Raw genomic sequence first — 24068 nt, 5'->3', positions numbered from 1 at the left:
GCTCAGGCTTACTCGGCGGAGGCCAGTTCGATGTAACGCGGCGCGCGCGCTCCTTCGAGCGACGCAAATTCAGCCGCCTCACCCGCCAGCCACGCCTCATATTCCTCAGGCGTTACAGCGAACACCGTGATCGGCATGTAGGCATGCGCCGCACCGCACAGCTCAGAACACTGGCCGAAGTAAATGCCTTCCTGCCCCGGCTCGACGTTGAAGTGCAGTTCTGCGAGGCGACCCGGAACTCCGTCCTGTTTCACGCCAAAGGCGGGGATCGTCCAGGAATGGATCACGTCTGCGGCAGTGACCTGAACCACAACTGTCTGACCCGTCGGAACAACAACCGCCGTGTCCGTGGCCAGCAGATATTCATCGCGGCTATAACCGTAATCCAGCAACTCATCCTCGTTCAGCATGAAGCTGTCGTAGGAGATGCCCTCTTCCGGATACTCATAGCCCCAGTACCATTGATAGCCCGTGGCACGCACAACGACATCCGCCTCTGGGATCGTTTGCTGCTTGAACAGAACGGGCAGCGAGAAGGCCCCGATCACCACAAGGATCAACAGCGGCACCAGCGTCCACGTCACCTCGATCGGCGTGTTGTGCGAGAAGGTCGCGGGCTTGGGATTGGCCTTGGCGTTGTGCTTCACAGCCACCCAAAGCATCAGGCCAAGCACGAACACTGTGATGATGATTGCGATGATGTGCAGAAAGCCGTCAAGCGCGCGGATGTCGATTGCGCCTTCGGTTACGCCCGGTTGAAAATCCGTGCCGCCGGGGATCGGCGCACCGATGATTTCCAGTCCTTCACGCATCCCGGTGGTCTGCGCGGAAACGGCGGTCGCCGTAAGGGTTGCGCCAAGCGCGGCCCAAAGGCCGCTGAGCTTCGTGCGAAGTGCCATGTGGTCTGTCCTGTTGTCCGTTCGGTCGTTCGCGGCGGGGGAATGCCCACCGGTCGCAGCCGGTCCTGTTCCGATTTGGCCAGACCATATCGCGTGCGAACGCGCAAGGCAGTGGCGTAAATTGTCTCAGGCAAGGGTGCGACGCAGGCGCGCCTGAAGACTCGAATGCGCATCGCAAAGCTATCCGCACAGGGGTTCTATCCTTTGAAAACATTCGCTTTTCAGCAGCCGAATACCCGTCCCCGCAGAATTCCACCATCCAGGCGAGACGGGGTGTCGCACCTGACCCAAAACGACATATGTAAGAGACAGGAACAAGGAGATCAGAATATGGCCGACACCAGCCCCTTCCGCCCATTTGAGACTCATCTTGATGAGGGCGCGGCCCTGCGCATCCTGCGCGCGGCAACCGACGGGGCCGAAGATGGGGAGCTGTTCCTCGAACGGCGCCGCTCGGAAGTGCTGGTCTTCGATGATGGCCGCGTCAAGAACGCCTCCTACGATGCTGCGCAGGGATTTGGCCTGCGGGCGGTCAAAGGTGAAGTCGCGGGCTATGCCCATTCGACCGAGATGTCGGAAGCCGCGCTTCTTCGGGCGTCTGAAACCGCCCGACTTGCCGTGGGGGATGGCGGCGGCACCTTGGCGGATGCTCCACGCGGCACGAACGAAAAGCTCTACACCGACGAAGACCCGATGGCGGGGGCCGAGTTTGGCGTAAAGCTGGAAACACTGGCCGAAATTGACGCGTTCGCACGCGCGCTCGATCCACGCGTTGTGCAGGTCAGCGCATCGATGGCCGCGTCCCACCAGGAAGTTGAAATCCTGCGCCCCGAAGGCACCCGCGTCTCAGACGTTCGGCCTATGGTCCGCCTGAATGTCTCGATCATTGTGGAAGAAAATGGCCGCCGCGAATCTGGCTCCGCGGGCGGCGGTGGGCGCGTGGGTCTTGTCGGCTTGATGGAACGTGCGCACTGGGAATCCGTTGCAAAGGAAGCGCTCCGCATCGCCGTCGTCAACCTCTCTGCCGAACCCGCGCCTGCTGGTGTCATGGACGTGGCACTTGGCCCCGGTTGGCCCGGTATCCTGCTGCACGAGGCCGTGGGCCACGGGCTGGAAGGCGATTTCAACCGCAAAAAGCAAAGCGCCTTCGCCGGCCTGATGGGGCAGCGCGTGGCTGCGAAGGGCGTGACAGTGTTGGATGATGGCACGATCCCGGATCGGCGCGGTTCAATCTCCGTCGACGATGAAGGCACGCCAAGCCACGCGACGACCCTCATCGAGGATGGCATCCTCGTTGGATACATGCAGGACCGGCAATCGGCGCGCCTTATGGGCGTAGAGCCCACGGGCAATGGTCGCCGACAGGGCTTTGACCATGCGCCCATGACACGGATGACCAACACCTACATGTTGGGCGGCGATTTGGACCCCGGCGACATTGTTGGCGACGTGAAGGACGGCATCTACGCCGTCGGCTTCGGCGGCGGACAGGTCGACATCACGAACGGGAAGTTCGTGTTCTCCTGCACCGAGGCCTACCGCGTCAAAAACGGCATCGTGGGCGCGCCTGTTAAGGGTGCCACGCTGATCGGCGATGGTGCCACGGCCATGACGCAGGTCCGCGCCATAGGCAACGACATGGCGCTTGATCCCGGCATGGGCAATTGCGGCAAGAACGGCCAATGGGTCCCGGTGGGCGTAGGGCAACCGACGCTTCTGATCGGGGGGCTCACGGTGGGCGGCTCGGCTGCGTGAGAGACACGATCAGACAAGCGGTCGAGGAAGACCTCGCCCCACTGGCACAACTCTGGCATGACGCGTGGCACGAAGCCCATGCCGCGCATGTCCCGGCGGCGCTGGTAAACCTTCGCACACTGGCCGACTTTCGCTCGCGCCTTCCCCTGATGCTGGACACATTGCGCACAGCCGGACCAATCGGCGCGCCGTTGGGGCTTTGCGTTATTCGCGAGGACGAGATGCAGCAATTGTTCGTGGCGCCCGCCGCGCGTGGATCCGGTCTCGCCACCGACCTTCTCAAGGATGCGGAGCGCCGCCTGGCCGCTGCAGGCGTGGTTGAGGCTTGGCTGGATGTCGTCATCGAAAATGCTCGCGCCATTCGTTTCTATGAGCGTGAGGGGTGGCGATTGGACCGACGCGCCGACGTGCCCCTAGACTCGGCAAACGGACCGGGCGCATTCATCCTGCACGTCCAGATCATGACCAAGTCTCTGAACTCCGCGACATGAGCAAAGCCCGATTTTTCACGCCTGCCTTCCGGTCACGCCGTTTTGGGCATCGTCATCTGACCGCCTGGGCTTTGGTCAAGATTGGCCTTGCCGCCTTGCTCGGGCCGGCTGCGATCATGCTTGCTGTCGGGCTTCCCTTCCTGTTGCTCGGGACGCAGACCGAGATACCGGCCTTCCAGGTCATTGGCTCCTTTTCCGGCCTGGCTGTTCTGGCCCCATTTGTCGGCATATACGCCGTTCCCGCAGCTCTGCTCCTCGGCGCATGGGCCATGCGGTTGGGCTTTGCGGGGTGGGCCGTGGCACTGCTTGCGTCAGTCTTTCTCCCCTTGCGATCGGGTTGGTTTATCAGCTGCTCGACCCGACGGCGGCGGCGATAGGTGCGATGCTGATCCTGTCGCCCATCGTAGCGCTGCACGCCCTCGTCCTATGGTGCGCCACACGCTGGATTGCACCGGACACGTTGCTTGAGGCGGATCAGTAACGTTCTGTTAACCAATCGGCCGCAAGCCTGTCTCCATGTGGACCGCACCCGATTCTCAACTGCACTACGCTCCCGACCCCGGCTTTTATGAAGCCCCGGCGGGATTTGTGCCGCCGCCCTCCTCCAGCGATGATGACCGCGCCACGCGCCTGCGCCTGATCCGGTCGCGCCGCGTTGGCCCCGCGACCTATCTGCGCCTGCTGGCCGAACATGGATCCGCCAAGGCGGCCCTGGATGCCTTGCCAGACGTCGCCGCCGCCGCTGGCGTGAAAGGCTATGAACCCTGCCCTGAGCCCGTGGTGAAGGCTGAGTTGCGGGCCGCCGCCCGCGCAGGCGCCCGCATGATCTGCCTTGGTGATTCCGATTACCCCGATCATCTGGCCGAGATCCCCGACGCGCCCCCGATCCTTTGGGGCATGGGCCAGGCCAGCCTGATGGCGCGGCCCTGCGTGGCCATCGTCGGTACCCGCAACGCCTCCAGCCTCGGCGCGCGCATGGTGCGAAAATTGACGGCAGAGCTTGGCGAAGCGGGCTTCACCGTGGTCTCCGGCCTCGCCCGCGGCATTGATGCCCTGGCCCATGCAGCCAGTCTGCCCACCGGCACCATCGCCGTCATGGCGGGCGGGGTCGACGTGGTCTACCCGGTCGAAAATGCCGATCTTGCCGCGCAAATCACACAAAACGGCCTGCGTCTGTCCGAGCAACCCCTCGGCCTGCAACCGCAAGCCCGCCACTTTCCGCGCCGCAATCGCATCGTCTCTGGTCTCGCACAGGGCGTTATCGTGATTGAAGCCGCGGCGCGTTCCGGCTCGCTCATTACAGCTCGCTTGGCCGCTGATCAGGGGCGCGAGGTTATGGCAGTGCCCGGCCACCCGATGGACAGCCGCGCCTCAGGCGGCAATATCCTGCTGCGTGACGGGGCCACTCTGATCCGAAGCGCCGACGACGTGATCGAGGCACTCGGTACCCCTGCAACGCCGCTGCGCGAAGCCGCACCCGACACGGCACCGATCGAAGTGGCGAAACCAAACCCGCCAACTGATCCGCTGGAGGCGCGCATCCTCGCAGCCCTTGGTCCCGTACCCATCGCCGAAGACCAATTGGTCCGCGATCTCCAGACAACGCCCCGCGACCTTGCGCAATCCCTTGCAGTGCTCGAACTGTCCGGTCGCCTGCGCCGTGCACCAGGCGGCATGGTCCATCTCACGGGTGATTGAAGCCCTGCCCTTCTTTGTTCCCCGAAAATGCAAAAACGACAACAGCCCCCGGTGCACTGTCCGCTTGTGAAACCAGACCGTCGCCATCAGGCCCGGGTCGGGGGACGGGGGTGGGCGGGTGGGCCGTCCGCCGACCCGGGCCGGCTGCCCCGCAAAATACCCCGCATTGACATCCGCCCCCAAGGCCCCACATGTTCCGCCGCCACGCCACGTCTGTGGCAGCCCCACGTTGAAAGGTGCCTCATCCATGCCCGTTGTTGTTGTCGAATCCCCGGCCAAGGCCAAGACAATCAACAAGTATTTGGGCAAGGATTACACGGTTCTCGCCTCCTACGGCCACGTCCGCGACCTGCCTTCCAAGGACGGCTCCGTCGACCCGGAAGAGGCCTTCGCGATGAAGTGGGAGGTGGCCTCTGATTCCAAAAAACACGTCAAAGCCATCGTCGATGCGCTCAAAGAAGACCCCTCCCTGATCCTCGCCACCGACCCCGATCGTGAGGGGGAGGCGATCTCGTGGCACCTGCAAGAGGCGCTGACTTCGCGCAAGGCCATCAAGAAGGACACACCGGTCAAACGCGTGACCTTCAACGCCATCACCAAGGACGCCGTGACCAAGGCCATGGCCGAGCCGCGCGAAGTCGATATGGAGCTGGTCGAGGCTTACCTCGCCCGACGCGCGCTCGACTATCTTGTGGGCTTCACTCTCTCGCCCGTCCTCTGGCGCAAGCTGCCCGGCGCGAAGTCGGCGGGCCGCGTGCAATCCGTTCTGCCTCCGTCTCGTCGTGGAACGCGAGATGGAGATTGAGGCGTTTAACCCCCGCGAATATTGGTCCGTCCGCGCCACACTGGAAACGCCGCGTGGCCAACAGCTTGAAGCGCGCCTGACCGTTCTGGGCGGCAAGAAGCTTGATCGCTACGATCTGCCCACATCAGCCGAAGCCGGTCTCGCCGTTCAGGCCGTGGCCTCCCGTGCGCTCGAAGTGCGCGAGGTTGAGGCCAAGCCGACCTCGCGCAACCCCTCCCCGCCCTTCATGACATCCACCCTCCAGCAGGAGGCGTCCCGCAAGTTCGGCATGGGCGCGCGGGCCTGCATGTCCACCGCGCAGCGTCTCTACGAGGCCGGGCACATCACCTACATGCGGACCGACGGCATCGACATGGCGCCCGAGGCCGTCGAAGACGCGCGGTCAGCAATCAAGGACCGCTATGGCGACGCCTACGTCCCCGGCAAACCGCGGATCTACAAGAACAAGGCCAAGAACGCGCAGGAAGCCCATGAATGTATCCGCCCCACGGATATGTCCAAGGCCGCCGCTGACCTGAAGCTGTCGGAGGACGATCAGCGCAAGCTTTACGACCTGATCTGGAAGCGCACGATCGCCTCCCAGATGGAAGCCGCCCGGATGGAGCGGACGACCGTGACCATCGGCGACACGGCGGGAGATGTCGAGTTGCGCGCCACGGGTCAGGTTGTCCTCTTCGACGGCTTCCTCAAGGTCTACGAGGAAGGCCGTGACGATGTGCAGGGCGATGACGAAGACAGCCGCCGCCTGCCCCAAGTCACCCAAGGCGACGCGATGGCGCTGGCTTCCGAAGGCTTGGCCGGAGAATACGCCAAGCTCGCAGGCGAGGATGTTGTAGAAGAAGATGGCGGCGATCTCCGCCGCTCCAAATCCGCCCTCCTGTCGGCCAATGGCGCCGTTCTCGGCCAACAGCACCACACCCAGCCCCCGCCCCGCTATACCGAGGCCACGCTGGTCAAACGGATGGAAGAACTCGGGATTGGCCGTCCCTCCACCTATGCCTCGATCATGGATACGATCCAGAACCGCGGCTATGTCATCAAGGACAAAGGCCGCCTGATCCCCGAGGATAAGGGCCGCCTCGTGACGGTGTTCCTGTCGAATTACTTCCGCAAATATGTGGGCTACGACTTCACCGCCGACCTGGAAAACCAGTTGGATGAAGTCAGCGCGGGCGATCGCCACTACAAGGACGTGCTCGACCGGTTCTGGAAGGATTTCCACGCCGCGGTTGAAGAAACATCCGAGCTCCGCATCACGGATGTGCTGGAGAAAATCAACGAGGTGCTGGAGCCGCACCTGTTCCCCGCCAAGGAAGACGGCTCGGACCCCCGCCTGTGCCCGAATTGCGGCGCGGGCCGCCTTTCGATGCGCACCGCGCGGGCGGGCGGGGCGTTCATCGGCTGCTCCAACTATCCAGAATGCCGCTACACACGCGCCTTTGGCCCGCCTCAGGAAGGCGCCGATCAGACTGGCGATATCCTCGGGCCGGACGGCAAAATGTTGGGTGTGGACCCCGATACGTCCGAGCGCGTGACCCTGCGCACCGGCCGGTTCGGACCTTACGTCCAACTTGGCGATGTGACTGAGGAGAACAAGAAACCTCCGCGCGCCTCCCTGCCCAAAGGGTGGGAGGTTGACGATATCGACCTTGAAAAGGCGCTGACGCTGCTCAGCTTGCCGCGCAAGATCGGCGACCACCCTGAGGATGGCGAACCGGTTGAGGCCGGGATCGGGCGCTATGGGCCCTACGTCAAACATGGCCGGATCTACGCCAACCTGCCGGATGTGGAAGAAGTCTTCACTGTTGGCATGAACCGAGCGGTTGAGCTGATCGCCGAAAAAGCCGCCGGGCGCGCCGGGCGAGGCCAGGCGGCCGCGCCGTTGAAGGAATTGGGCGAACACCCCGAAGAAGGCGGTCCGGTGCAAGTGATGAAGGGCCGCTATGGACCTTACGTCAAATGGGCCAAGATCAATGCGACGCTTCCAAAGGATGTCGACCCGGAAGCCGTGACGATGGAAAAAGCCCTCGAGGTGCTGAACGAGAAAATCGCCAAGGGCGGAAAAGGCACGGGCAAGCGCAAGACGGCGACTAAGAAAAAGCCAGCCGCCAAGAAGAAACCGGCAAAAAAGACAGACTGATACGGGATTTCGGTGCGTGCAGCCTTGATCTTGCGCGCGCCACCCCCGAAATCCAATCCATGACGGATCCGCGCCCCTTTTCGCCCTCCCCGAGGCCCTCGATTTTTTGCTGAACCGTCGGTCCCGCCCCCCGCGCATGCTGGGGCCGGACACGCCCTCGGACGACACTCTGAACTCGCTTTTGACAGCTGCCTTGCGGGTCCCCGATCATGGCAAGTTGGAACCCTGGCGCTTGATCGTTCTGCGCCGGCCTGCCATCGAACGGCTTGCCGCACTAACCCGCAAGCGCGGCGCGGCGCTTCACATAGCACCCGAGCGGGTTGAGAAAGACGCCAGTGGGTTCGACACCGCGCATTTAATCGTGGCTGTGATCTCCAGCCCTAAACCCTCAGACAAAGTCCCCGTGGATGAGCAATATGCCTCCGCCGCCGCGGTCTGCCTCAGCCTTCTGAACGCGACACTGGCCAGCGGCTGGGGTGCGGTCTGGCTGACCGGATGGCGCGCCACCGACCGCCCGTTTCTGACGCAGGGCCTGGATCTTTTCCCCCATGAAACCATTGCGGGCTTTATCCACATAGGAAACGAGACACGCACACCGCCAGACCGCCCTCGCCCCGATGTCGAGGCGCTTACAACTTGGGTAGATAAATGATTCTAAACGCTTTTTTTAAAGCCTTGGGTCAATTGACCGACAGCCGCTTTCTGGGTGTGCTTGGCCTTGGCCTGTTGCTGACAGTGGGGCTTCTTGTCGGATTTTACGCGGTTTTTGCGGGCATCATCGGCTGGTTTGTGCCTGACACATTCTCTCTGCCCTGGATCGGCGAGATCAACTGGATCGACAACGCACTGACCATCGCAGGCATCCCGCTGATGTTGGTCCTGTCGATCTTTCTTATGGTGCCTGTTTCAGCGGCCTTCATGGGCATCTTCCTCGACCGGGTCTCCGACGCCGTTGAAGATCGCCACTATCCTGGCTTGCCACCTGCGCGTGGCCTGAGCATGGGTGAAGCCCTTGTCGATGTTGTGAAATTCCTTGGTATTTTGACGATCGTGAACCTGATCGGTCTGATCTTTTACCTGATTTCAGGTCCGTTTGCGCCAATCGTCTTCTGGGTTGTGAACGGCATCCTGATCGGTCGTGAATACGGGCAGATGGTGGCCCTGCGCCGCCACGATGCGCGGGGTGCTGCCGAATTCCGCAAACGCAATCGCCCCACTCTGTTCCTTGCTGGCGTTTTGATGGCTGTCCCGCTGACCATACCTGTCGTGAACATCCTGGTGCCGATCCTGGGCGCCGCGACGTTCACGCACCTCTACCACATGCTCAGCGGTCGCCAGACGAGCCCATCCCGAACCGGGTAAAGAGGTCGATATCCTCCAACGTGACGAGTTCCAGCAGGATGATCGCGGCTATGACGGCCCAAATTCCAGCCGCCACGATGCTGGTCCATTTGATCCGCGTCTTTAGGTGCGCGTCAGCCGGGGCCGAGCCGTGCGTGCCCGCAACCCGTTCGCCCGCTTCATCCTGGCTGGTCACCCGCACCTGAAGCGCCACGAGCAGCGTCATGAACCAGATGATCGCGTAAAGCACGATACCGGTGACGATCCCCATCCAGACCTGCTCCAACTCAACCAATGTGCCGGTGAAGTCTTTCGGATGCAGGAACAGAACCGGTTTGCCATGGGCGCCGATCTTGGGCTCTCCATTGCCAAGAACACGGGCCCCCTGCGTCTGCAACCGGTTACGCGCTTCTAGGATATTCTCAACCTCGTAGCAGACATGATGCATGCCACCGGACGGATTCTTTTCCAAAAACGCAGCAATGGGGGAGTTATCCCCAAGTGGGTACAACAGCTCGATCTTTGTGTTGGGCAGTTCGATGAACACGACCGTCACGCCATGATCCGGCTCGTCCTGAGGGGCACCGACCTGCGCGCCGAGCGCATCGCGGTATTGTGCGGCAGCTGCTTCAAGGTCAGGCACAGCAATGGCAACGTGGTTCAGGCGTCCGATCATTTGGGTCATCCGAGGTTTATGAGGTTGAGGCACGATATGGCGCGCGCCCGCGCGGGTGGCAAGCCGAGCCGATGTCGCATTTACGTTTCATAAACCGAGAACTGCCAGTGTCGGGGCAACCGAAGGGAATCATTCCCACTCATAGGGGGCGAGACGATGGACGACCTGCTATCCGACTTTGACCTGCGACCGCAGCCGACGGCCGAGCGCCCGCTGCTCGGCCTGACCATTCTGGTGGTGGAAGACAGCCGCTATGCATCCGAGGCCATCCGATTGATGAGTTTGCGATCCGGGGCGCGTCTGCGGCGCGCAGATTGCCTTGGGTCCGCCGAACGCCACCTGAATGTTTATGCGCCGACGATTGCAATTGTGGATCTGGGTCTGCCCGATGGCTCCGGCCTCGATCTCATCCGCGCCATGGTCGACAACCGGGCGACTGGCCAAGTGATCCTTGGCACCTCTGGCGCTGAGCGTGAGGAAGCTGAACGTCAGGTGATGCAGGCTGGCGCAGATGGTTTCATCGCAAAACCCGTCGCCAGCATCGCTGCATTCCAGACCGCCATCCTGACCCACCTGCCTCAAACCCTGCACCCGAAGGGCCCGCGGGAAGCTGCAATCACAGGAGTTGACCCCGATCCATTGGCGCTTCGCGAAGATCTCAGCCATGCCATGGACCTGTTGGCCCTGGACATCCCACCGGTCGGCTACCTGAGGCGGTTCCTGATCGGGTTGGCGCGCGGCATCAAAGACAACGCATTGGAGGCCATGGCCCAAGGCATGACCGACACGCTGGGTCCCCCGGATCGGGCGGCGTTGCGCAAACTGCTCTCCGGTCGCATTCAGGCCATGCCAGACGGCGTCTGAGCGCCGGAATTTAGTCTTGCGGGATGACCCGCAGACCCAGTTCCATCAACTGATCCGGCATCGGCTCAGACGGGGCCGCCATCATCAAATCTTCGGCCCGCTGGTTCATCGGGAACAGGATCACTTCGCGAATATTAGCTGTATCCGCCAGCAGCATCACGATCCGGTCGATCCCTGCCGCACAGCCACCATGGGGTGGCGCGCCATACTGGAACGCGTTGACCATGCCGCCAAAACGCTTGCGCACTTCATCCTCGCCGTAGCCGGCTAGTTCAAACGCCTTCAACATGATCTCAGGCTGGTGGTTCCGGATCGCGCCCGAGACAAGCTCATACCCGTTGCAAGCAAGGTCATACTGGTAGCCAAGCACGCCGAGCGGATCGCCACCCAGCGCCTCAAGCCCGCCCTGCGGCATCGAGAACGGGTTGTGCGAGAAGTCGATCTTGCCCTCGTCATCGGCCTCGTACATCGGGAAGTCGACGATCCAGGCAAAGGCGAACCGGTTCTGCTCGGTCAACCCAAGCTCATCACCAATCACAACGCGCGCGCGCCCTGCAACGGCTTCAAATTCCGATGGTTTGCCAGCGAGGAAGAAGGCCGCATCGCCCACATCTAGGCCCAGTTGCTGGCGGATCGCTTCCGTCCGCTCCGGCCCGATATTCTTGGCCAGCGGACCTGCCGCCTCCAGGCCTTCGCCTTGATCGCGCCAGAAGATGTAGCCCATGCCGGGCAGACCCTGCTCTTGCGCGAACTTGTTCATCCGGTCGCAGAACTTCCGCGACCCGCCCGACGGCGCCGGGATCGCGCGCACCTGCGTGCCCTCTTGCTCCAACAGCTTGGCGAAAATCGCGAAGCCTGAGCCTGCGAAATGCTCAGACACCACTTGCATCTTGATCGGGTTGCGCAGGTCCGGCTTGTCGGTGCCATACCAAAGCGCAGCATCCGCATAGGAAATCTGCGGCCAGTCCTGATCAACTGTGGCCCCTTTGCCAAACTCCTCGAACACACCGCGCAGGACCGGCTCAACCGTGTCGAACACATCCTGCTGCTCCACAAAGGACATCTCCATGTCGAGCTGGTAGAAATCCGTCGGCGAACGGTCGGCGCGCGGGTCTTCATCGCGGAAACACGGCGCGATCTGGAAATACTTGTCGAACCCCGAAACCATGAGCAATTGCTTGAACTGCTGTGGCGCCTGCGGCAGCGCGTAGAACTTGCCCGGATGCAGACGTGAGGGCACCAGGAAGTCCCGCGCGCCTTCGGGCGAGGACGCCGTAATGATCGGCGTCTGGAATTCGCGGAAATTGATCTCCCACATCCGCTTGCGGATGGAGGCCACAACGTCCGAACGCAGGGCCATATTCGCCTGCATCTTCTCGCGCCGCAGGTCGAGGTAGCGGTACGAGAGGCGCGTCTCTTCCGGGTATTCCTGATCGCCAAATACCTGCAGGGGCAGGTCACCGTTCACACCACCCAACACTTCCATGTCACGGATGAAAACCTCGATCTCGCCCGTTGGCAGCTTGGGGTTCACCAGTTCCGGGTCACGGGCCTTCACGGTCCCGTCGATGCGCACACAATATTCCGAGCGCAGCTTTTCGACCTCGGCGAATACCGGGCTGTCGGGGTCGCACAGAACCTGGGTGATCCCGTAATGGTCGCGCAAGTCAATGAAGATCACACCGCCATGGTCCCGCCGGCGATGCACCCAGCCCGACAGGCGAATGGTCTCGCCGACATTGGCGGCGGTCAGGGCGGCGCAGGTATGGCTGCGATAGGCATGCATGGGGCTCTCCGGGATGGGTCTTGACCAGTCGGCCCGGATAGACCGCCCATGCGCGCAAGTGTCAAGCCTCCCGCAGGGCCTCCGCACGGTCAGACAGCTCGGCTGCGCTGATTTCGGCGAGTTGGCGGGTCGCGTCATGGGTCCACAAGGTGGCGCCGTCCGCATTCGCGACCACCATCATCAAGGCGTCGCCCGCCCGGATCATCATGGCAACGTCGCCATCCTCCTGCATGGTCTCAAAAGTCGAGAGGCAGCCCGCATGGGTGATCGGGTCGGTGCATTCGGCCGCTTGCAACATGGCAAACGCCGCAAGCCCCATGTTCAGCTCCGCCGCCCGCGCCATGATCGCCTCAACCTCATTGACCGGAACCGCCGCCAACCGGCGACCGGCCCCGTCCAGCGCCCAAAGGCGGTCGCGAAAGTCGGGGTGTGATTTTTCAGGCTCATCCGCCGCGGCGCGGCGCGCGCGCTCGGCCGCGATGGCCTCGGGCGATAGTTTTTCATGGGCGAAACAGACCGCGTCGTTGAAGATGATCACGGCCTCGCCATTCAGTGTCTCAGCCGCAAACAGATAGCCCGCCTGCCCCGCAATATCGATGATCCGTCCGCCCCCGGCGAGGCGGCCAAACAGATCCGGTGTCTCGGCCTGCGCCAGCGCCCAACCGGCGGTGAAGATCTGCGGGTTCGAGAACCAGACTTTCACCTGCGCGATTTCGTTGGCGGCATTGCGCGCCTCGAACTTCGGATTGGCCTGCGCCAAATCGTCAAAGGCTTCGGCCAGCGCGTCGCGATCCAGCAGAACCACATCACGCATCCCACGGATCCGCTTTGCCTGCTTTTCCGCCAGCGGTTCGGACTTCTCGGCGCGGAAGAACTCATCATCGAGCACATTGAAGTGGATCGACATCTGCCGCGAGGCTTCAAAATCTGCTGCCGGCTCCTGCCCTCGCATTTCCTTTGCGAAATGCCGGAATGCCTTGAGGTGTCGCTTGGCCTTGATCGCGCGCAGCCCGCGTTCGACCGCTGGTGCGATCCGCGCCAGATGGCGCCCGCAATTGTGCCAATACTGCCCGTGCCCGCCATTGTTCACTTGCGCCAGATAGCGGTCGACTTCATAGATCTCGACCGCAGCTGGTGGCAATTCCTCGAATGTCATCAATGCCTTGGATTGCGTCGCGTTAACGTAGTTCACGACCGCCTGCACGCAATCATGGTCGGCATAGTCCACTCGTCGATTGCACCAAGGCCGCCTCCAATAACAGCGGCGGGCGCGGTGTACGGTCCGGTAGAATGCGGCTGATGAAGCTCATGGCTCAGACTCCTCGAAACAGTGGCGCGTTGCGTAAACCATTGTTGAGGAAATGGGCGAGAACACGGCCCTAAGGGGGAATGAGCGCGTTATTTCAAAGCTGGCAGGCGAGTGCCCGCGCGACATTTTGCGGGCTGAACACCGCCACGCCACGCGCCGTCAAACGCCCGCCATCAAAGCCCGTCACCATGACTTGGGTCCATTCGCGGTTGGCTGTTACCATCTCGGGGCCGTCTCCGCATTCACGCACGCCGCCCGTAATGAACGGCTCCCCGATGCGGTGGTTCGTCAGCCCCTCAAGCGTCGCAATCTCGGTCAGGCTGTTCCCCTCAAACCGCCAGACCCGCAGCGTCCGCGCAAGATGCGGGCGGTCGATATAGGCGATGTCCATCATGCCGTCGCCGTCAAAATCCGCAGCGCCAATCGGCGCGAGCCACCGGTTGGAACGCCCGATGAATGGCGTTGTTGCCAGCAAGTCCAGCCCAACCCCATCAGCAGACGCGCGATACACGGCCAACTGCGCGCCAAGGCGCTGGTGACTTTGCACAACGATGATTTCGGGTGTGCCGTCTCCGTCCAAATCGGCCAGACGTGGCGCGGTGTCCTCAAACACCAGCTCCTCCGGTAGGGCCAGCGACTGATCCAGACACGAGCTGACGGACGTGTCCGCATAGACATGCAGCCGCGTGCCCTCGATATCATCGCCAAGCACGCCGTGGGCATAGCGACGCGTCGGCCCGTCATACCACGCCAGGATCGGCGGATTTTCTGACCACGCGTCCGAGACGCTTTCCGGCATCTCGGTTGTCTGGTGGGGCGGCAGCAGGCACGCGTGCGCCGGAGCCGCTGCGAGGAGGGTCTGCGCTGAAAACAGCGCACACCCGAGGAGCGCGCGAAGCCCCCTCAAATCTGCTTTTCAGGCATCTGTACGACCAGCCCGTCCAGCGCGTCCGTGACCTTCAGCTGGCAGGTAAGGCGGGAACGGGTCGTGTCGGGCTCATAGGCGAATTCCAGCATATCCTCTTCCATCGGGTCGATGGCGGGCAGCTTTTGCACCCAGTCGGGGGACACATAGACATGGCAGGTCGAACAGGCGCAGGCCCCGCCGCAATCGGCCTCGATCCCCGGAATGCCGTTGTCGCGCGCGCCTTCCATGACCGTCAGGCCATTGGCCACGTCCACGACATGCTCGGTGCCGTTATGTTCGATATAAGTGATCTTTGCCATTATCCGCCCCCAAGCGCGTATCTTCAGTCCAACGCTAGGTAATACGCCAGTGCCCCGCTTTCCAGCCTGAATACGACACCTTGCACGCGCGCGCATTTGTTCTATTTTTGTTCCATATGGTCGAACCCGCCCTCCGCGCCCCCGAATGGCCCAGGCCACCCGATTGCCTGCCCCATCACTTGCTGCATCTTCCGCCGGAAAATGCACGGATTTGCGTGGCCGGACTGGTGCTGGTGCGTCAAAGGCCCGGCACGGCCAAGGGCGTGATTTTCATCACGCTCGAGGATGAGTTTGGCGTCTGCAACGTGATCGTCTGGCAGAAGATGTACCTGAAATACCGCCGGGCTGTGATTGCCGGACGACTTTTGCGCGTCACCGGGCGCATCCAGCGCGAGTCCGGCGTGACACATGTCATCGCCGAGCATGTCGAAGATATCTCGCCCATGCTCGATGAACTGGTGCGCCTGCATCAGGGCGCAAAGGCCGGCGATCAACCGTGATCCTTTCCAGGACGCGGCATTTACGCTATACTGGCGGGATAACAAAAGGCAGGACCCGAGCAGGCCCATGCGTAAACTGATCCTACTGGCCGCCTTTGGCGGCTTGTCGGCGTGCGTTGCAAGCGCGCCCGACGACACCGGCTTTACGTCGGTGATCGAACCCACGACCCATTACGGGGCCGCCGGCGTGCAGGTGATGCGCGGGATCGGGCCACCGGATGCAAACCCGTCAAGCTGCTATGGCCGCGAGATCGAACCTGCGTTGATCGAAACCGTGACCGAGCAGATCATGGTCGAGCCTGAGCAGTTGGACCGCAACGGCAATGTCCGCCGCCCCGCCGTCTTCGTGACCTCGACCGAGCAGCGCATTGTCGAGGATCGCACAGAGACCTGGTTTGAAACGCCCTGCGCCATGCAGATCGCGGATCCCGACTATATCGCAACCCTGCAACGTGCGCTGGAGGCCCGTGGCCATTACTCTGGCCCCATCACCGGCGTGTTGGATCGCGCGACGGTCCGCGCCGTGCGGGCTTACCAGGCTCCGCAGGGCCTCGATTCCGGGGTTCTGAGCCTGGCCGCCGCCCGTCAGCTTGGCTTGTCGGTTTGGGATCCGAGCCTCGCCGCTGGCGGCGACGCGGGCTAACGCACGCACAACGAAAAACCCCCGACGCACGCGCCGGGGGTTGAGATCAGGCAAGCAATTGCAGGCCGTCAGTTACCGTCGTCAATCGCAAGCGCCATGAAGCGCGGATTGCCATCACGGCGGATCAGCAAAAGGATCGACTGCTGCCCCGCATCGCGGGCCGATTGCAGAAGCGTCTGGAAATCCTCGACCGTTGTGACCGGCTGCTGTGTGACTTCCGTGATGATGTCACCCACACGCAGGCCCATCTCTGCCGCGTCCGAGACTGGATCAAGCTGCTGGATCACCAATCCGCCGGTGACGTTCTGCGCGCCCAGTTCCTGACGCATCTCATCCGTCAGTGGGGCCAGTGTCATGCCGAGGATCTCACTCGTCGGGGCCACATCAGGTGTCGGCTCATTGCCATTTGGTGCGGTCGCGCCGCTCACGCCTTCGGCCGTCTCGCGGCGGCCAAGGGTCACGCGCAGGGTTTCTGTTGCGCCATCGCGGAACACCAGAACCCGGACCGTTTCGCCAACGTTTGATTCACCGACAATGCGGACCAGTTCCCGCGTATCCTCGATCTCTTGCCCGTCGAAGGAAAGGATCACGTCGCCAACCTCAACGCCGCCATCCAGCGCAGGGCCGGTGGGAACGTCCGTGACCATGGCGCCGCGCGCCTCTTCCAGGCCCATGGCCTCTGCCATGCTGGCATCCACATCCTGAATGCGCACACCCAGCCAGCCGCGGCGGGTTTCGCCGAATTCACGCAGCTGCGCGACGACGTTCGTGACAACATCCGAGGACATCGCAAAACCAATCCCGATGGAGCCGCCCGTGGGCGACAGGATCGCGGTGTTCACACCAATCACTTCGCCTTCAAGGTTGAACAGCGGACCGCCCGAATTGCCCTGGTTGATGGCGGCGTCGGTCTGAATGAAATCATCGTAGCTGCCTTGAAGGAGCGCCCGAATGCTGAGATCACACCAACCGAGACGGAAAAGCCCTGCCCCAGCGGGTTGCCCATAACCATCACCCATTCGCCAACACGATGGTCGGCCGAGACGCCAAATTCGACAAATGGCAGCGGTACGTCGCTTTCGACCTTCAGTAGCGCAATGTCGGTGGTGGGGTCTGTGCCGATCAGCTCCGCCGGAAGCTCCGTGCCGTTGCGGAATTCGATCATGATCTCGTCGGCGCCTTCAATCACGTGGTTGTTCGTGACCAGATAGCCATCCTCGGAGATCACAAAGCCCGACCCCAGCGCCTGGCTGCGCCGTGGCGCACCATCTGGACCCTGGCGATCGAGGAAGTCGTTGAAGAAATCCTCAAGCGGCGATCCATCGGGCACCTGTGGCTGCGCGCCACCGGCACGGCCTGCGACAACCGATGAGGTCGTGATGTTGACCACCGAGTCGCCCACCTGATCCACCAGATCGGCAAAGTTCGGCAATGCGCCCGACTGCGCGCGGGCAGGCATGGCCGAAAGCGCAACCGCCAAGGCCGTGAGCGCCGCCAAAAACGCGCCAAGCACAAGGCGCATGTCCATGCTGCGGCTTTGGGATTGTGCAACCACACGTGGTTGCCTGTTTTCGAACTGAGGGGGTCTTTGGGGGATCGTCACGACTGCTAAGCCTCCTGAAATACCGTCGGACAGGCAGACCTGTCCCTGGCAAGGATATTTGGGCGAATTCCGCGCAGATCAAGTTCGGGAAACCCAACCCATTGCGCGCAATCCGTCACATAGGCGTGAGAATGCACCGCCCATCTTGCATTCAGAGTGGCACGGGGAACGCTTCAAACCAATTGCAAATCGCATCAGGCGTGTAGAATGCGCGCTAGAGCAGGCTGATCCCCCAAGAGGTCAGCACAGCGCCGACGGCCACGGCGCCAAACCCGATCAGACGGCGCGTCTCGGGCGGGATCGCAGTCAGCGCTTTGAGCAGGTCTTCCATACGCGAAGGGGCCAGTGCGAACACCAGCCCCTCAATCACAAGGACCATACCAAGGCCCATCACAATGGCGATCCACATGGGCGGATTACTCGGACGGTGCCGCCAGCGAGTTACCGCCGCCCAGTGCCGAGCCGTCGAAATACTCGAAGAACTCGCTGTCAGGGCTGATCACGAAGGTCGAATTCTCCCGCAGGGCCGTCTCGTAGGCCGCCAGTGAACGGGTGAAATCGTAGAACTCCGCGTCCTGCCCGAAGGCTTCGGCGAAGATGCGCGTGCGTTCGGCATCGGCCTCACCTCGGGTGATCTCGGCCTCGCGGTTGGCTTCCGACACAAGCTCCACCACGGTACGGTCAGCCTGGGCGCGGATCCGCTGTGCCGCTTCTTCACCGCGCGCGATCTCGTCTGCGGCTTCGCGTTCACGTTCGGCCCTCATCCGGGCGAACGTTGCGTCGAGGTTTTGTTCAGGCAGGTCCGTCTGTTGCAGACGCACATCCAGCACCGTGATCCCGAAGCCGTCCGCATCGACTCGCGCTTGGGTCGTGATCTGCCGCATCAGGCCTGCGCGATCTTCCGACAGGATCGTGTTCGACGTCACACCATCCGCACCCAGAACCGAACGGATCTGTGCGCGCAGAATACCGTCCAGCAGATCTTCGGCCTGACGGACACCACCGGGCACGGCCTGCACGAACTCTTCCACATCGTCGATCCGATACCGCGCGAAGGCGCTGACCACGAGGCGGCGATCGTCCGACGGCGTCACCTGCGTGGGCTCGGTATCAAGCGACAGGATGCGGTCTTCGAAATATTCGACATTCTGGAAGAACGGGATTTTGAAGTTCAGGCCCGGCGAATTGATCACCTGACGGATCTGACCGAATTGCAGCACAAGAGCGCGCTGGCGTTCATCGACCACGAAAATCGAGGACGAAATTACCAAAATGGCCAGAACGACAACGGGGATGAGATATGTAATCCGAGACATGTTAGTTCGAGCTCCCGGTCGTGGTTGCGTTGCCAGAGGGTCGGCGAAGTTCGTTCAATGGCAAGTAGGGCACGACGCCCTGACCGCCGCCGGTATCACCATCGATGATGACAAGATCGGTCTCGCCCAGCACACGCTCCAGCGTCTCAAGGTAGAGGCGGCGACGCGTGACGTCCGGTGCGGCCTCATATTCCTCAAGCACGGCGAGGAAACGGCTGGCTTCACCAAGCGCTTCGTTAACCACGCGAGCCCGGTAAGCTTCTGCTTCTTCCAGGATCTGCGCCGCTTCACCGCGTGCCCCGGCAGTCACCCTGTTAGAATAGGCGTCTGCGGTGCGTTCCAGTCGGTCGCGCTCCTGTTCGGCGGCCTGAACGTCGAGGAAGGCCTGGATCACGTCCTGCGGCGGATCTGCACGGTCGAGGTTCACACGCAGCACATTGATGCCGCTCTCATAGACGTCGAGCGTCTGTTGGATCAGCAATTCCGCCTGGTCGGCAATCAGCTGACGGTCGCGGTTCAGAATCGGGGCAAGCTCGGATTGCGCGATGATTTCCCGCATGGCCGATTCCGCCACCGCACGGATCGTCGCCTCGGGATCGCGCAGGTTGAACAGGAAGTCGGCGGGGTTGGAGATATTCCAGACCACGTCGAAATCGATATCGACGATGTTTTCGTCCGTCGTCAGCATCAAGCCACGGTCCGACGCCCCGGCGCGGTTGTTGCCGATGGTTTCGGTCCGTTCCTGATCGGTAGCGAGAACCTCAGCAGTAAACACGGGCCACCAAGCGAAATTCAGGCCTTGGTCAGTGATCTCGTACTCAGACCCTAGAAACAACTCAACGCCTTGCTCGCCTGGCTGAACCGTATAGGCGGACGCAAAAAGATAGGCCGCCCCTGCTGCAAAAGCGCCAATGATCCACATGGCGCGCGGGCTGATCGGGCTTTCGCCACCGCCCTGCCCGCCGCCGGTGCCACCGCCGCGACCGCCCATCAGGACGCGCAGCTGTTCCTGGCCCTTGCGGACGATGTCGTCGATTTCGGGGATGTTCTGGCCGCCACCCTCACGTCCGGGCCCCGAAGGGCGCCGTCCATCATTGCCGCTGCCGTTGCTGCCTTGGTTTCCGCGATTGCCACCGCCACCGCCGCCCCAGGGTCCGCCACTGTTACCCGCCATCTGTCGTCTCACCTCTTGGATGCGTCATCTGTTGATGCCCTATATGGGGCTGAAAATCCGCTTTGCACCCGTGGATGTGCGCTTTCGCCGCGAAAAAGCGGCCTCACGCGGTCCTCATGGGTTCACGCATTGTCACAATCTCTTCCGACATCGTGGGGTGGACTGCAACCGTTCGGTCGAAATCTTCCTTGGTTGCACCCATTTTCACCGCGATTCCGGCCAGCTGGATCATCTCACCCGCGCCGGGGGCCACGATATGGCAGCCAAGCACCTTGCGACTGGCTTTTGAGACGACAAGTTTCATCAAGACGCGCCAGGGCTTGCCGGCAAAGGCGGTTTGCATGGGCCGGAACGAGGTGCAGTAGATCTCCACCTCTTCTTGCTCGCGGGCGGCCTCTTCGGTCAGACCGACTGTTCCATATTCCGGCGTGGTGAACACGGCCGAGGGGATCAGATCGTGATCCACAGGCGTCGGGTTGCCGTTGAAGACCGTTTCAACGAAAGCCATGCCTTCGCGGATCGCCACGGGCGTCAGGTTCACACGGTTGGTCACATCCCCGATCGCATAGACCGACGGCACGGCGGTCTGGCTGTATTCGTCGACGACGATCTCGCCACGGCGGCCGATTTCGACGCCGATTTCCTCCAACCCCATGTCGCGCGTGTTCGGGCTGCGACCCGTGGCAAACAGAACCTGATCGAAGACGCCTTCCTGCCCATTTGTGGACTTCACCCAGATCGGGCGGCCTTTTCCGCCTTCCGGCACAAGATCGCCAGCCGACCGGGCTGAAGCCCCCATGGCCGCGTCGCTATCGGTGCCGGTCCAAGAGGCTGTGTGATCCGCATCTGCCGCCCCCATCTCCACGATGTTGGTGCCCAAATGCAGGTTGATCCCCTGCTCGCGCATCATCTCGGCGATCAGCCCACGTGCCTCATCATCAAAGCCACGCAGGATCTGAGCGCCGCGATAATACTGCGTCACCTCAACGCCGAGACCGGCCATGATGCACGCGAACTCGCAGGCAATATAGCCGCCGCCAACGATCAGCAGCCGCTTCGGCAACGCGTCGAGATTGAAGATATCGTCCGACACAATACCCAGATGCGCATTGGCCGTGTCGGGCCGCACCGGATGCCCGCCGGTGGCCACAAGAATGTGCTTGGCGGTCTTGGTCTCGCCGCCCACCTCAACCGTATGCGCATCGGCCAGCTTGGCACGCGCGTCAAAAATTTCAACGCCCGAGCCGTCGAGCAGCTTGCGGTAGACACCTTCCAGACGATCCAATTCGTTATTTAGATGATCGCGGAAGACAGGCCACTGAAATTCCCCATCCTTCACATCCCAGCCATAGGCGCGCGCCTCGGAAAAGCCTTCACGATAGCCAGAGGCGAAGACCATCAGCTTTTTGGGCACACAGCCCCGGATCACGCACGTGCCACCCATCCGATTGTCTTCCGCCAGCGCAACCTTCGCGCCGCCCGCCGCCGCAACACGCGCGGCGCGCACACCGCCCGAGCCTCCACCAATGACGAAGAGGTCATAATCGAAGTCGGACATCGCGTTTCTCCTACGCAGTAACGGGGCGTAACGGTCTATTCCATGAACAATGCCTTAACGCCAGAGGGGCCACCGCACGCACCTGTGCCAAAATGCGCAACACCTCTGCAGCCACCCTATACTGCGCGCTGATGATCATCGACCCAAGGCTGTCGGTCATGCGCCGGAGGCCCCCAGACCACCCATGCCGTCCCATCGGCACATCGGGTGCAGGGTGTCCGGCATCGGACCTGCGCATCTTTTCCGATCTGTCGGATGACACCCGGCAGAGCGCGTGACCGCATTCCAGCGGCGCCGCTTTCCTTGGCCTTACGCCAATCGAACGAATTCGAAGCCGAGCCACCGCGCAGACCAACCGCTTTGGTCACGCCCTCCTCCGGCCTGTCGGCCGCCTTCGCAGGCGTGCGCGCACATCTTCCTTGTTTCAAAAGTACCTCGGGGGTCAGCGTCTTTCCTCATGGGAAAGGCGTGTAAGGGGGCAGAGCCCCCACGCGGGCAACGCCCGCCCCGAGGCCGCGCGGCGCAAGTCCGCGCAACGAGATGAAGGCGTGCGGCGCAGCCGCTCCTTTAGATCAAAGCCCCGACAGCCGCCTTAGTCACGCACATCCACGAACAGGTTTTCGGTGTCCGACACATCCACACGCTCATGCTCGACCGTGCCGTTGTTGATGTCCCGCACTTCAACCGTGCCGTCGGCATTGCCGATCACCAGAACGTCGCAAATGTCGAGGAACAGACCATTCTCCACCACGCCGGGGATCTGGTTCAGCACGAGGCTCACCTGAGCGGGCTGCGCGATCCGGCGCAAGTGCAGGTCGAGGATATAGTTGCCCTCATCGGTCTTGAATGGCTCCGTCCCGCTCAACCGCAGGGACGCCGAGCGCCCCAGAACATCCACGTTCGAGAGCATCTCTTCAATCAGCGCCTTGGTGGTTTGCCAGCCGAACGGAATGATCTCGACGGGCAAAGGGAAGGCGCCCAACGTATCTACCTGCTTGGTCAGATCCGCGATCACCACCATCTGATCGCTTGCCGTTGCAACGATCTTTTCGTGCAACAGCGCCCCGCCGCCACCTTTGATCAGGTTCAGGTTCGGGTCGTATTCATCGGCTCCGTCAATCGTAAGATCCAGCCAACGCACTTCATCCAGCGTCTTGATTGTCACGCCCACTTCGCGCGCCAGATCCGCTGTGCGGGTCGAGGTCGCTACGCCGGTGATCTGCATCCCCTCTTCGCGGACAAGCTCCCCGAGGCAGCGCACCATCCACGCGGCGGTGGAGCCGGTTCCAAGCCCCACGCGCATCCCGTCTTCCACAAATTCCACCGCCCGGCGGGCGGCCACGTATTTGGCTTTGTCGATGGGGGAAAGCTCGGCCGTCATGGGCGCATCTCATTCTATTGTGGCAGCTACGTGACACCCATAGCGGTTGCTCACGCGTGGGGCGAGTGGAAATCCGCCGCAGCCAAGGCCGCGATAACCTGCTCCAGCATTTCCACCGGCAGCAGCAGCAGGCAGCCCGGGCGGTCTGACTTAAGCACAACCGGACCGTCACTGGCCCGGTTCGAGGTTCCGATCTTGCGCGCCGGGTGCAGATCAAGCGCGTCAAAGGCCCACTCCACCCCGTGCAAGCCCACGGTCACACCGTCCATGGGAAACAGCGACACACGGGTTCCAGACGGGACATCCAGCACGATCTTTGCAGGCAAATGCACCACCACATCTTCTTGCCCAATTAAAAGGACAGGCTGCTGTGGATAGCGCACGAGCACGTGCATGGCAGCCAATTCGTGATCCAGACGGGCGCCCGAAAAGCCAATCGCAAGGATCAGTGGCGCTGCGAGCCGTGACAGGGCTTTCTCAAAATCCGTACTGTCCTGCTCGGCCACGTGGATCAGCTTCGCGGAGGGAATCGCTGCACGTCCCGCGTCCGAAAACGAATCCAAATCGCCGATCACGGCCTCAGGAACCGCCCCGCGACGCAAGATCTCGTCCCCGCCGCCATCAACGCCAACAAAAAAATTTGCGTGCATTTTTGACAATTCAAAGGCGGCATTGCCCACCGAACCGCCCCCCACAAGCACAACTGGAGCGTTGAAATTCAAGGACAATCCGCACCCCTCCTGATCATTGTCCACATTGTTGCCATGGTCTGGGTCATTGATCACCAAAAGGTCCAATTCGCGTCGCTTTTTACTGGAAACAGTTTGTTACACCTTTTGCGAGGATGATAAATTCCGGTGAATTCTGGTGAACAGGGTGGCCCGGACGAGCAGAGTGGCAGA

22 protein-coding genes and 3 pseudogenes are annotated in these 24068 nt (G+C 62.1%); 10 read left to right on the top strand and 15 right to left on the bottom strand.

The window, feature by feature from the left end; all coding sequences use genetic code 11:
* Positions 1–8: 8 nt before the first annotated feature.
* Positions 9–899: a cytochrome c oxidase subunit II gene (gene coxB / locus ACZ1HK_RS20765; protein ID WP_472630294.1), complete on the bottom strand. Its 891-nt coding sequence runs from the start codon at positions 897–899 to the stop codon at positions 9–11.
* 330 nt (positions 900–1229) lie between these two features.
* Here coxB and tldD point away from each other — a divergent pair, with 330 nt between their 5' ends.
* The 7 genes and pseudogenes from tldD (at position 1230) to ACZ1HK_RS20730 (ending at position 9150) form a co-directional block, all read left to right on the top strand.
* The gene (gene tldD, locus ACZ1HK_RS20760; protein WP_472630293.1) at positions 1230–2654 is read left to right on the top strand and encodes a metalloprotease TldD; all 1425 of its coding nucleotides are present in this window, start codon (positions 1230–1232) and stop codon (positions 2652–2654) included.
* Positions 2651–3145: a GNAT family N-acetyltransferase gene (locus ACZ1HK_RS20755; protein WP_472630292.1), complete on the top strand. Its 495-nt coding sequence runs from the start codon at positions 2651–2653 to the stop codon at positions 3143–3145. Before tldD ends, ACZ1HK_RS20755 begins: the two co-directional genes overlap by 4 nt.
* 262 nt (positions 3146–3407) lie before the next feature.
* Positions 3408–3626 (top strand): hypothetical protein, encoded by a 219-nt coding sequence (locus ACZ1HK_RS20750; protein WP_472630291.1) that lies wholly within the window; start codon positions 3408–3410, stop codon positions 3624–3626.
* Between the two features lie 35 nt (positions 3627–3661).
* Positions 3662–4843 (top strand): DNA-processing protein DprA, encoded by a 1182-nt coding sequence (gene dprA, locus ACZ1HK_RS20745; RefSeq protein ID WP_472630290.1) that lies wholly within the window; start codon positions 3662–3664, stop codon positions 4841–4843.
* 247 nt (positions 4844–5090) lie between these two features.
* Positions 5091–7788: pseudogene (gene topA, locus ACZ1HK_RS20740) on the top strand (type I DNA topoisomerase).
* Positions 7789–7894: 106 nt separating this feature from the next.
* On the top strand, positions 7895–8440 hold the full coding sequence (locus tag ACZ1HK_RS20735) for a nitroreductase family protein (RefSeq protein ID WP_472630289.1): 546 nt from the start codon (positions 7895–7897) through the stop codon (positions 8438–8440).
* Positions 8437–9150, top strand: coding sequence for an EI24 domain-containing protein (locus ACZ1HK_RS20730; protein ID WP_472630288.1), 714 nt, complete (start codon positions 8437–8439; stop codon positions 9148–9150). The genes ACZ1HK_RS20735 and ACZ1HK_RS20730 overlap by 4 nt, the downstream gene beginning before the upstream one ends.
* On the opposite strand, the gene ACZ1HK_RS20725 is transcribed toward ACZ1HK_RS20730, so the two are convergent.
* Both ACZ1HK_RS20725 and mce read right to left on the bottom strand, forming a co-directional pair.
* The gene (locus ACZ1HK_RS20725) at positions 9113–9400 is read right to left on the bottom strand and encodes a DUF1467 family protein (protein WP_472630901.1); all 288 of its coding nucleotides are present in this window, start codon (positions 9398–9400) and stop codon (positions 9113–9115) included. The genes ACZ1HK_RS20730 and ACZ1HK_RS20725 overlap by 38 nt on opposite strands.
* 3 nt (positions 9401–9403) lie before the next feature.
* Positions 9404–9805: pseudogene (gene mce, locus ACZ1HK_RS20720) on the bottom strand (methylmalonyl-CoA epimerase); the annotation flags it as partial.
* 156 nt (positions 9806–9961) lie between these two features.
* Here mce and ACZ1HK_RS20715 point away from each other — a divergent pair.
* Positions 9962–10669 (top strand): response regulator, encoded by a 708-nt coding sequence (locus tag ACZ1HK_RS20715; protein ID WP_472630287.1) that lies wholly within the window; start codon positions 9962–9964, stop codon positions 10667–10669.
* A 10-nt stretch (positions 10670–10679) separates the two neighbouring features.
* Here ACZ1HK_RS20715 and aspS read toward each other — a convergent pair whose 3' ends face one another.
* From aspS to ACZ1HK_RS20695, 4 genes are all read right to left on the bottom strand, one after another.
* Complete coding sequence (aspS, locus tag ACZ1HK_RS20710) at positions 10680–12455, bottom strand: aspartate--tRNA ligase (protein ID WP_472630286.1); 1776 nt, start codon at positions 12453–12455, stop codon at positions 10680–10682.
* Positions 12456–12516: 61 nt separating this feature from the next.
* Entirely contained in the window at positions 12517–13683 is a 1167-nt protein-coding gene (locus ACZ1HK_RS20705) for a DMP19 family protein (RefSeq protein ID WP_472630285.1), read from the bottom strand.
* Positions 13684–13858: 175 nt separating this feature from the next.
* Positions 13859–14671, bottom strand: a complete 813-nt coding sequence (locus ACZ1HK_RS20700; protein WP_472630284.1) for an FG-GAP repeat domain-containing protein — start codon at positions 14669–14671, stop codon at positions 13859–13861.
* Positions 14668–14991, bottom strand: a complete 324-nt coding sequence (locus ACZ1HK_RS20695; RefSeq protein WP_472630283.1) for a 2Fe-2S iron-sulfur cluster-binding protein — start codon at positions 14989–14991, stop codon at positions 14668–14670. The genes ACZ1HK_RS20700 and ACZ1HK_RS20695 overlap by 4 nt, the downstream gene beginning before the upstream one ends.
* Before the next feature lie 116 nt (positions 14992–15107).
* Between ACZ1HK_RS20695 and ACZ1HK_RS20690 the strand changes: the two genes are divergently transcribed.
* Together ACZ1HK_RS20690 and ACZ1HK_RS20685 are read left to right on the top strand one after the other, a co-directional pair.
* The gene (locus ACZ1HK_RS20690) at positions 15108–15491 is read left to right on the top strand and encodes an OB-fold nucleic acid binding domain-containing protein (RefSeq protein ID WP_472630282.1); all 384 of its coding nucleotides are present in this window, start codon (positions 15108–15110) and stop codon (positions 15489–15491) included.
* Between the two features lie 67 nt (positions 15492–15558).
* On the top strand, positions 15559–16134 hold the full coding sequence (locus tag ACZ1HK_RS20685) for a peptidoglycan-binding domain-containing protein (RefSeq protein WP_472630281.1): 576 nt from the start codon (positions 15559–15561) through the stop codon (positions 16132–16134).
* Between the two features lie 68 nt (positions 16135–16202).
* Here the strand turns inward: ACZ1HK_RS20685 and ACZ1HK_RS20680 are convergent.
* The 8 genes and pseudogenes from ACZ1HK_RS20680 to ACZ1HK_RS20645 form a co-directional block, all read right to left on the bottom strand.
* Positions 16203–17662, bottom strand: a pseudogene (locus ACZ1HK_RS20680) (Do family serine endopeptidase).
* Positions 17663–17951: 289 nt separating this feature from the next.
* Positions 17952–18146, bottom strand: a complete 195-nt coding sequence (locus tag ACZ1HK_RS20675; RefSeq protein ID WP_472630280.1) for a DUF2065 domain-containing protein — start codon at positions 18144–18146, stop codon at positions 17952–17954.
* A gap of 7 nt (positions 18147–18153) precedes the next feature.
* A complete protein-coding gene (gene hflC, locus ACZ1HK_RS20670; RefSeq protein ID WP_472630279.1) occupies positions 18154–19053 on the bottom strand; it encodes a protease modulator HflC in 900 nt (299 codons plus the stop codon).
* A gap of 1 nt (position 19054) precedes the next feature.
* A complete protein-coding gene (hflK, locus tag ACZ1HK_RS20665; protein WP_472630277.1) occupies positions 19055–20227 on the bottom strand; it encodes an FtsH protease activity modulator HflK in 1173 nt (390 codons plus the stop codon).
* A gap of 103 nt (positions 20228–20330) precedes the next feature.
* Positions 20331–21785 carry an FAD-dependent oxidoreductase gene (locus ACZ1HK_RS20660; RefSeq protein WP_472630276.1) on the bottom strand — a complete coding sequence of 485 codons (1455 nt, stop codon included), beginning with the start codon at positions 21783–21785 and terminating at the stop codon, positions 20331–20333.
* A gap of 116 nt (positions 21786–21901) precedes the next feature.
* On the bottom strand, positions 21902–22153 hold the full coding sequence (locus tag ACZ1HK_RS20655; RefSeq protein ID WP_472630275.1) for a hypothetical protein: 252 nt from the start codon (positions 22151–22153) through the stop codon (positions 21902–21904).
* 224 nt (positions 22154–22377) lie between these two features.
* Positions 22378–23166, bottom strand: a complete 789-nt coding sequence (gene rpiA / locus ACZ1HK_RS20650) for a ribose-5-phosphate isomerase RpiA (protein WP_472630274.1) — start codon at positions 23164–23166, stop codon at positions 22378–22380.
* Between the two features lie 50 nt (positions 23167–23216).
* Positions 23217–23951, bottom strand: a complete 735-nt coding sequence (locus ACZ1HK_RS20645; protein ID WP_472630273.1) for a thiamine diphosphokinase — start codon at positions 23949–23951, stop codon at positions 23217–23219.
* Between the last annotated feature and the right edge of the window lie 117 nt (positions 23952–24068).

The organism is Gymnodinialimonas sp. JB5-7, from assembly GCF_055693405.1.
The sequence above is the reverse complement of the archived record's forward strand: the minus strand, read 5'-3'. Positions and strand labels throughout refer to the sequence as shown.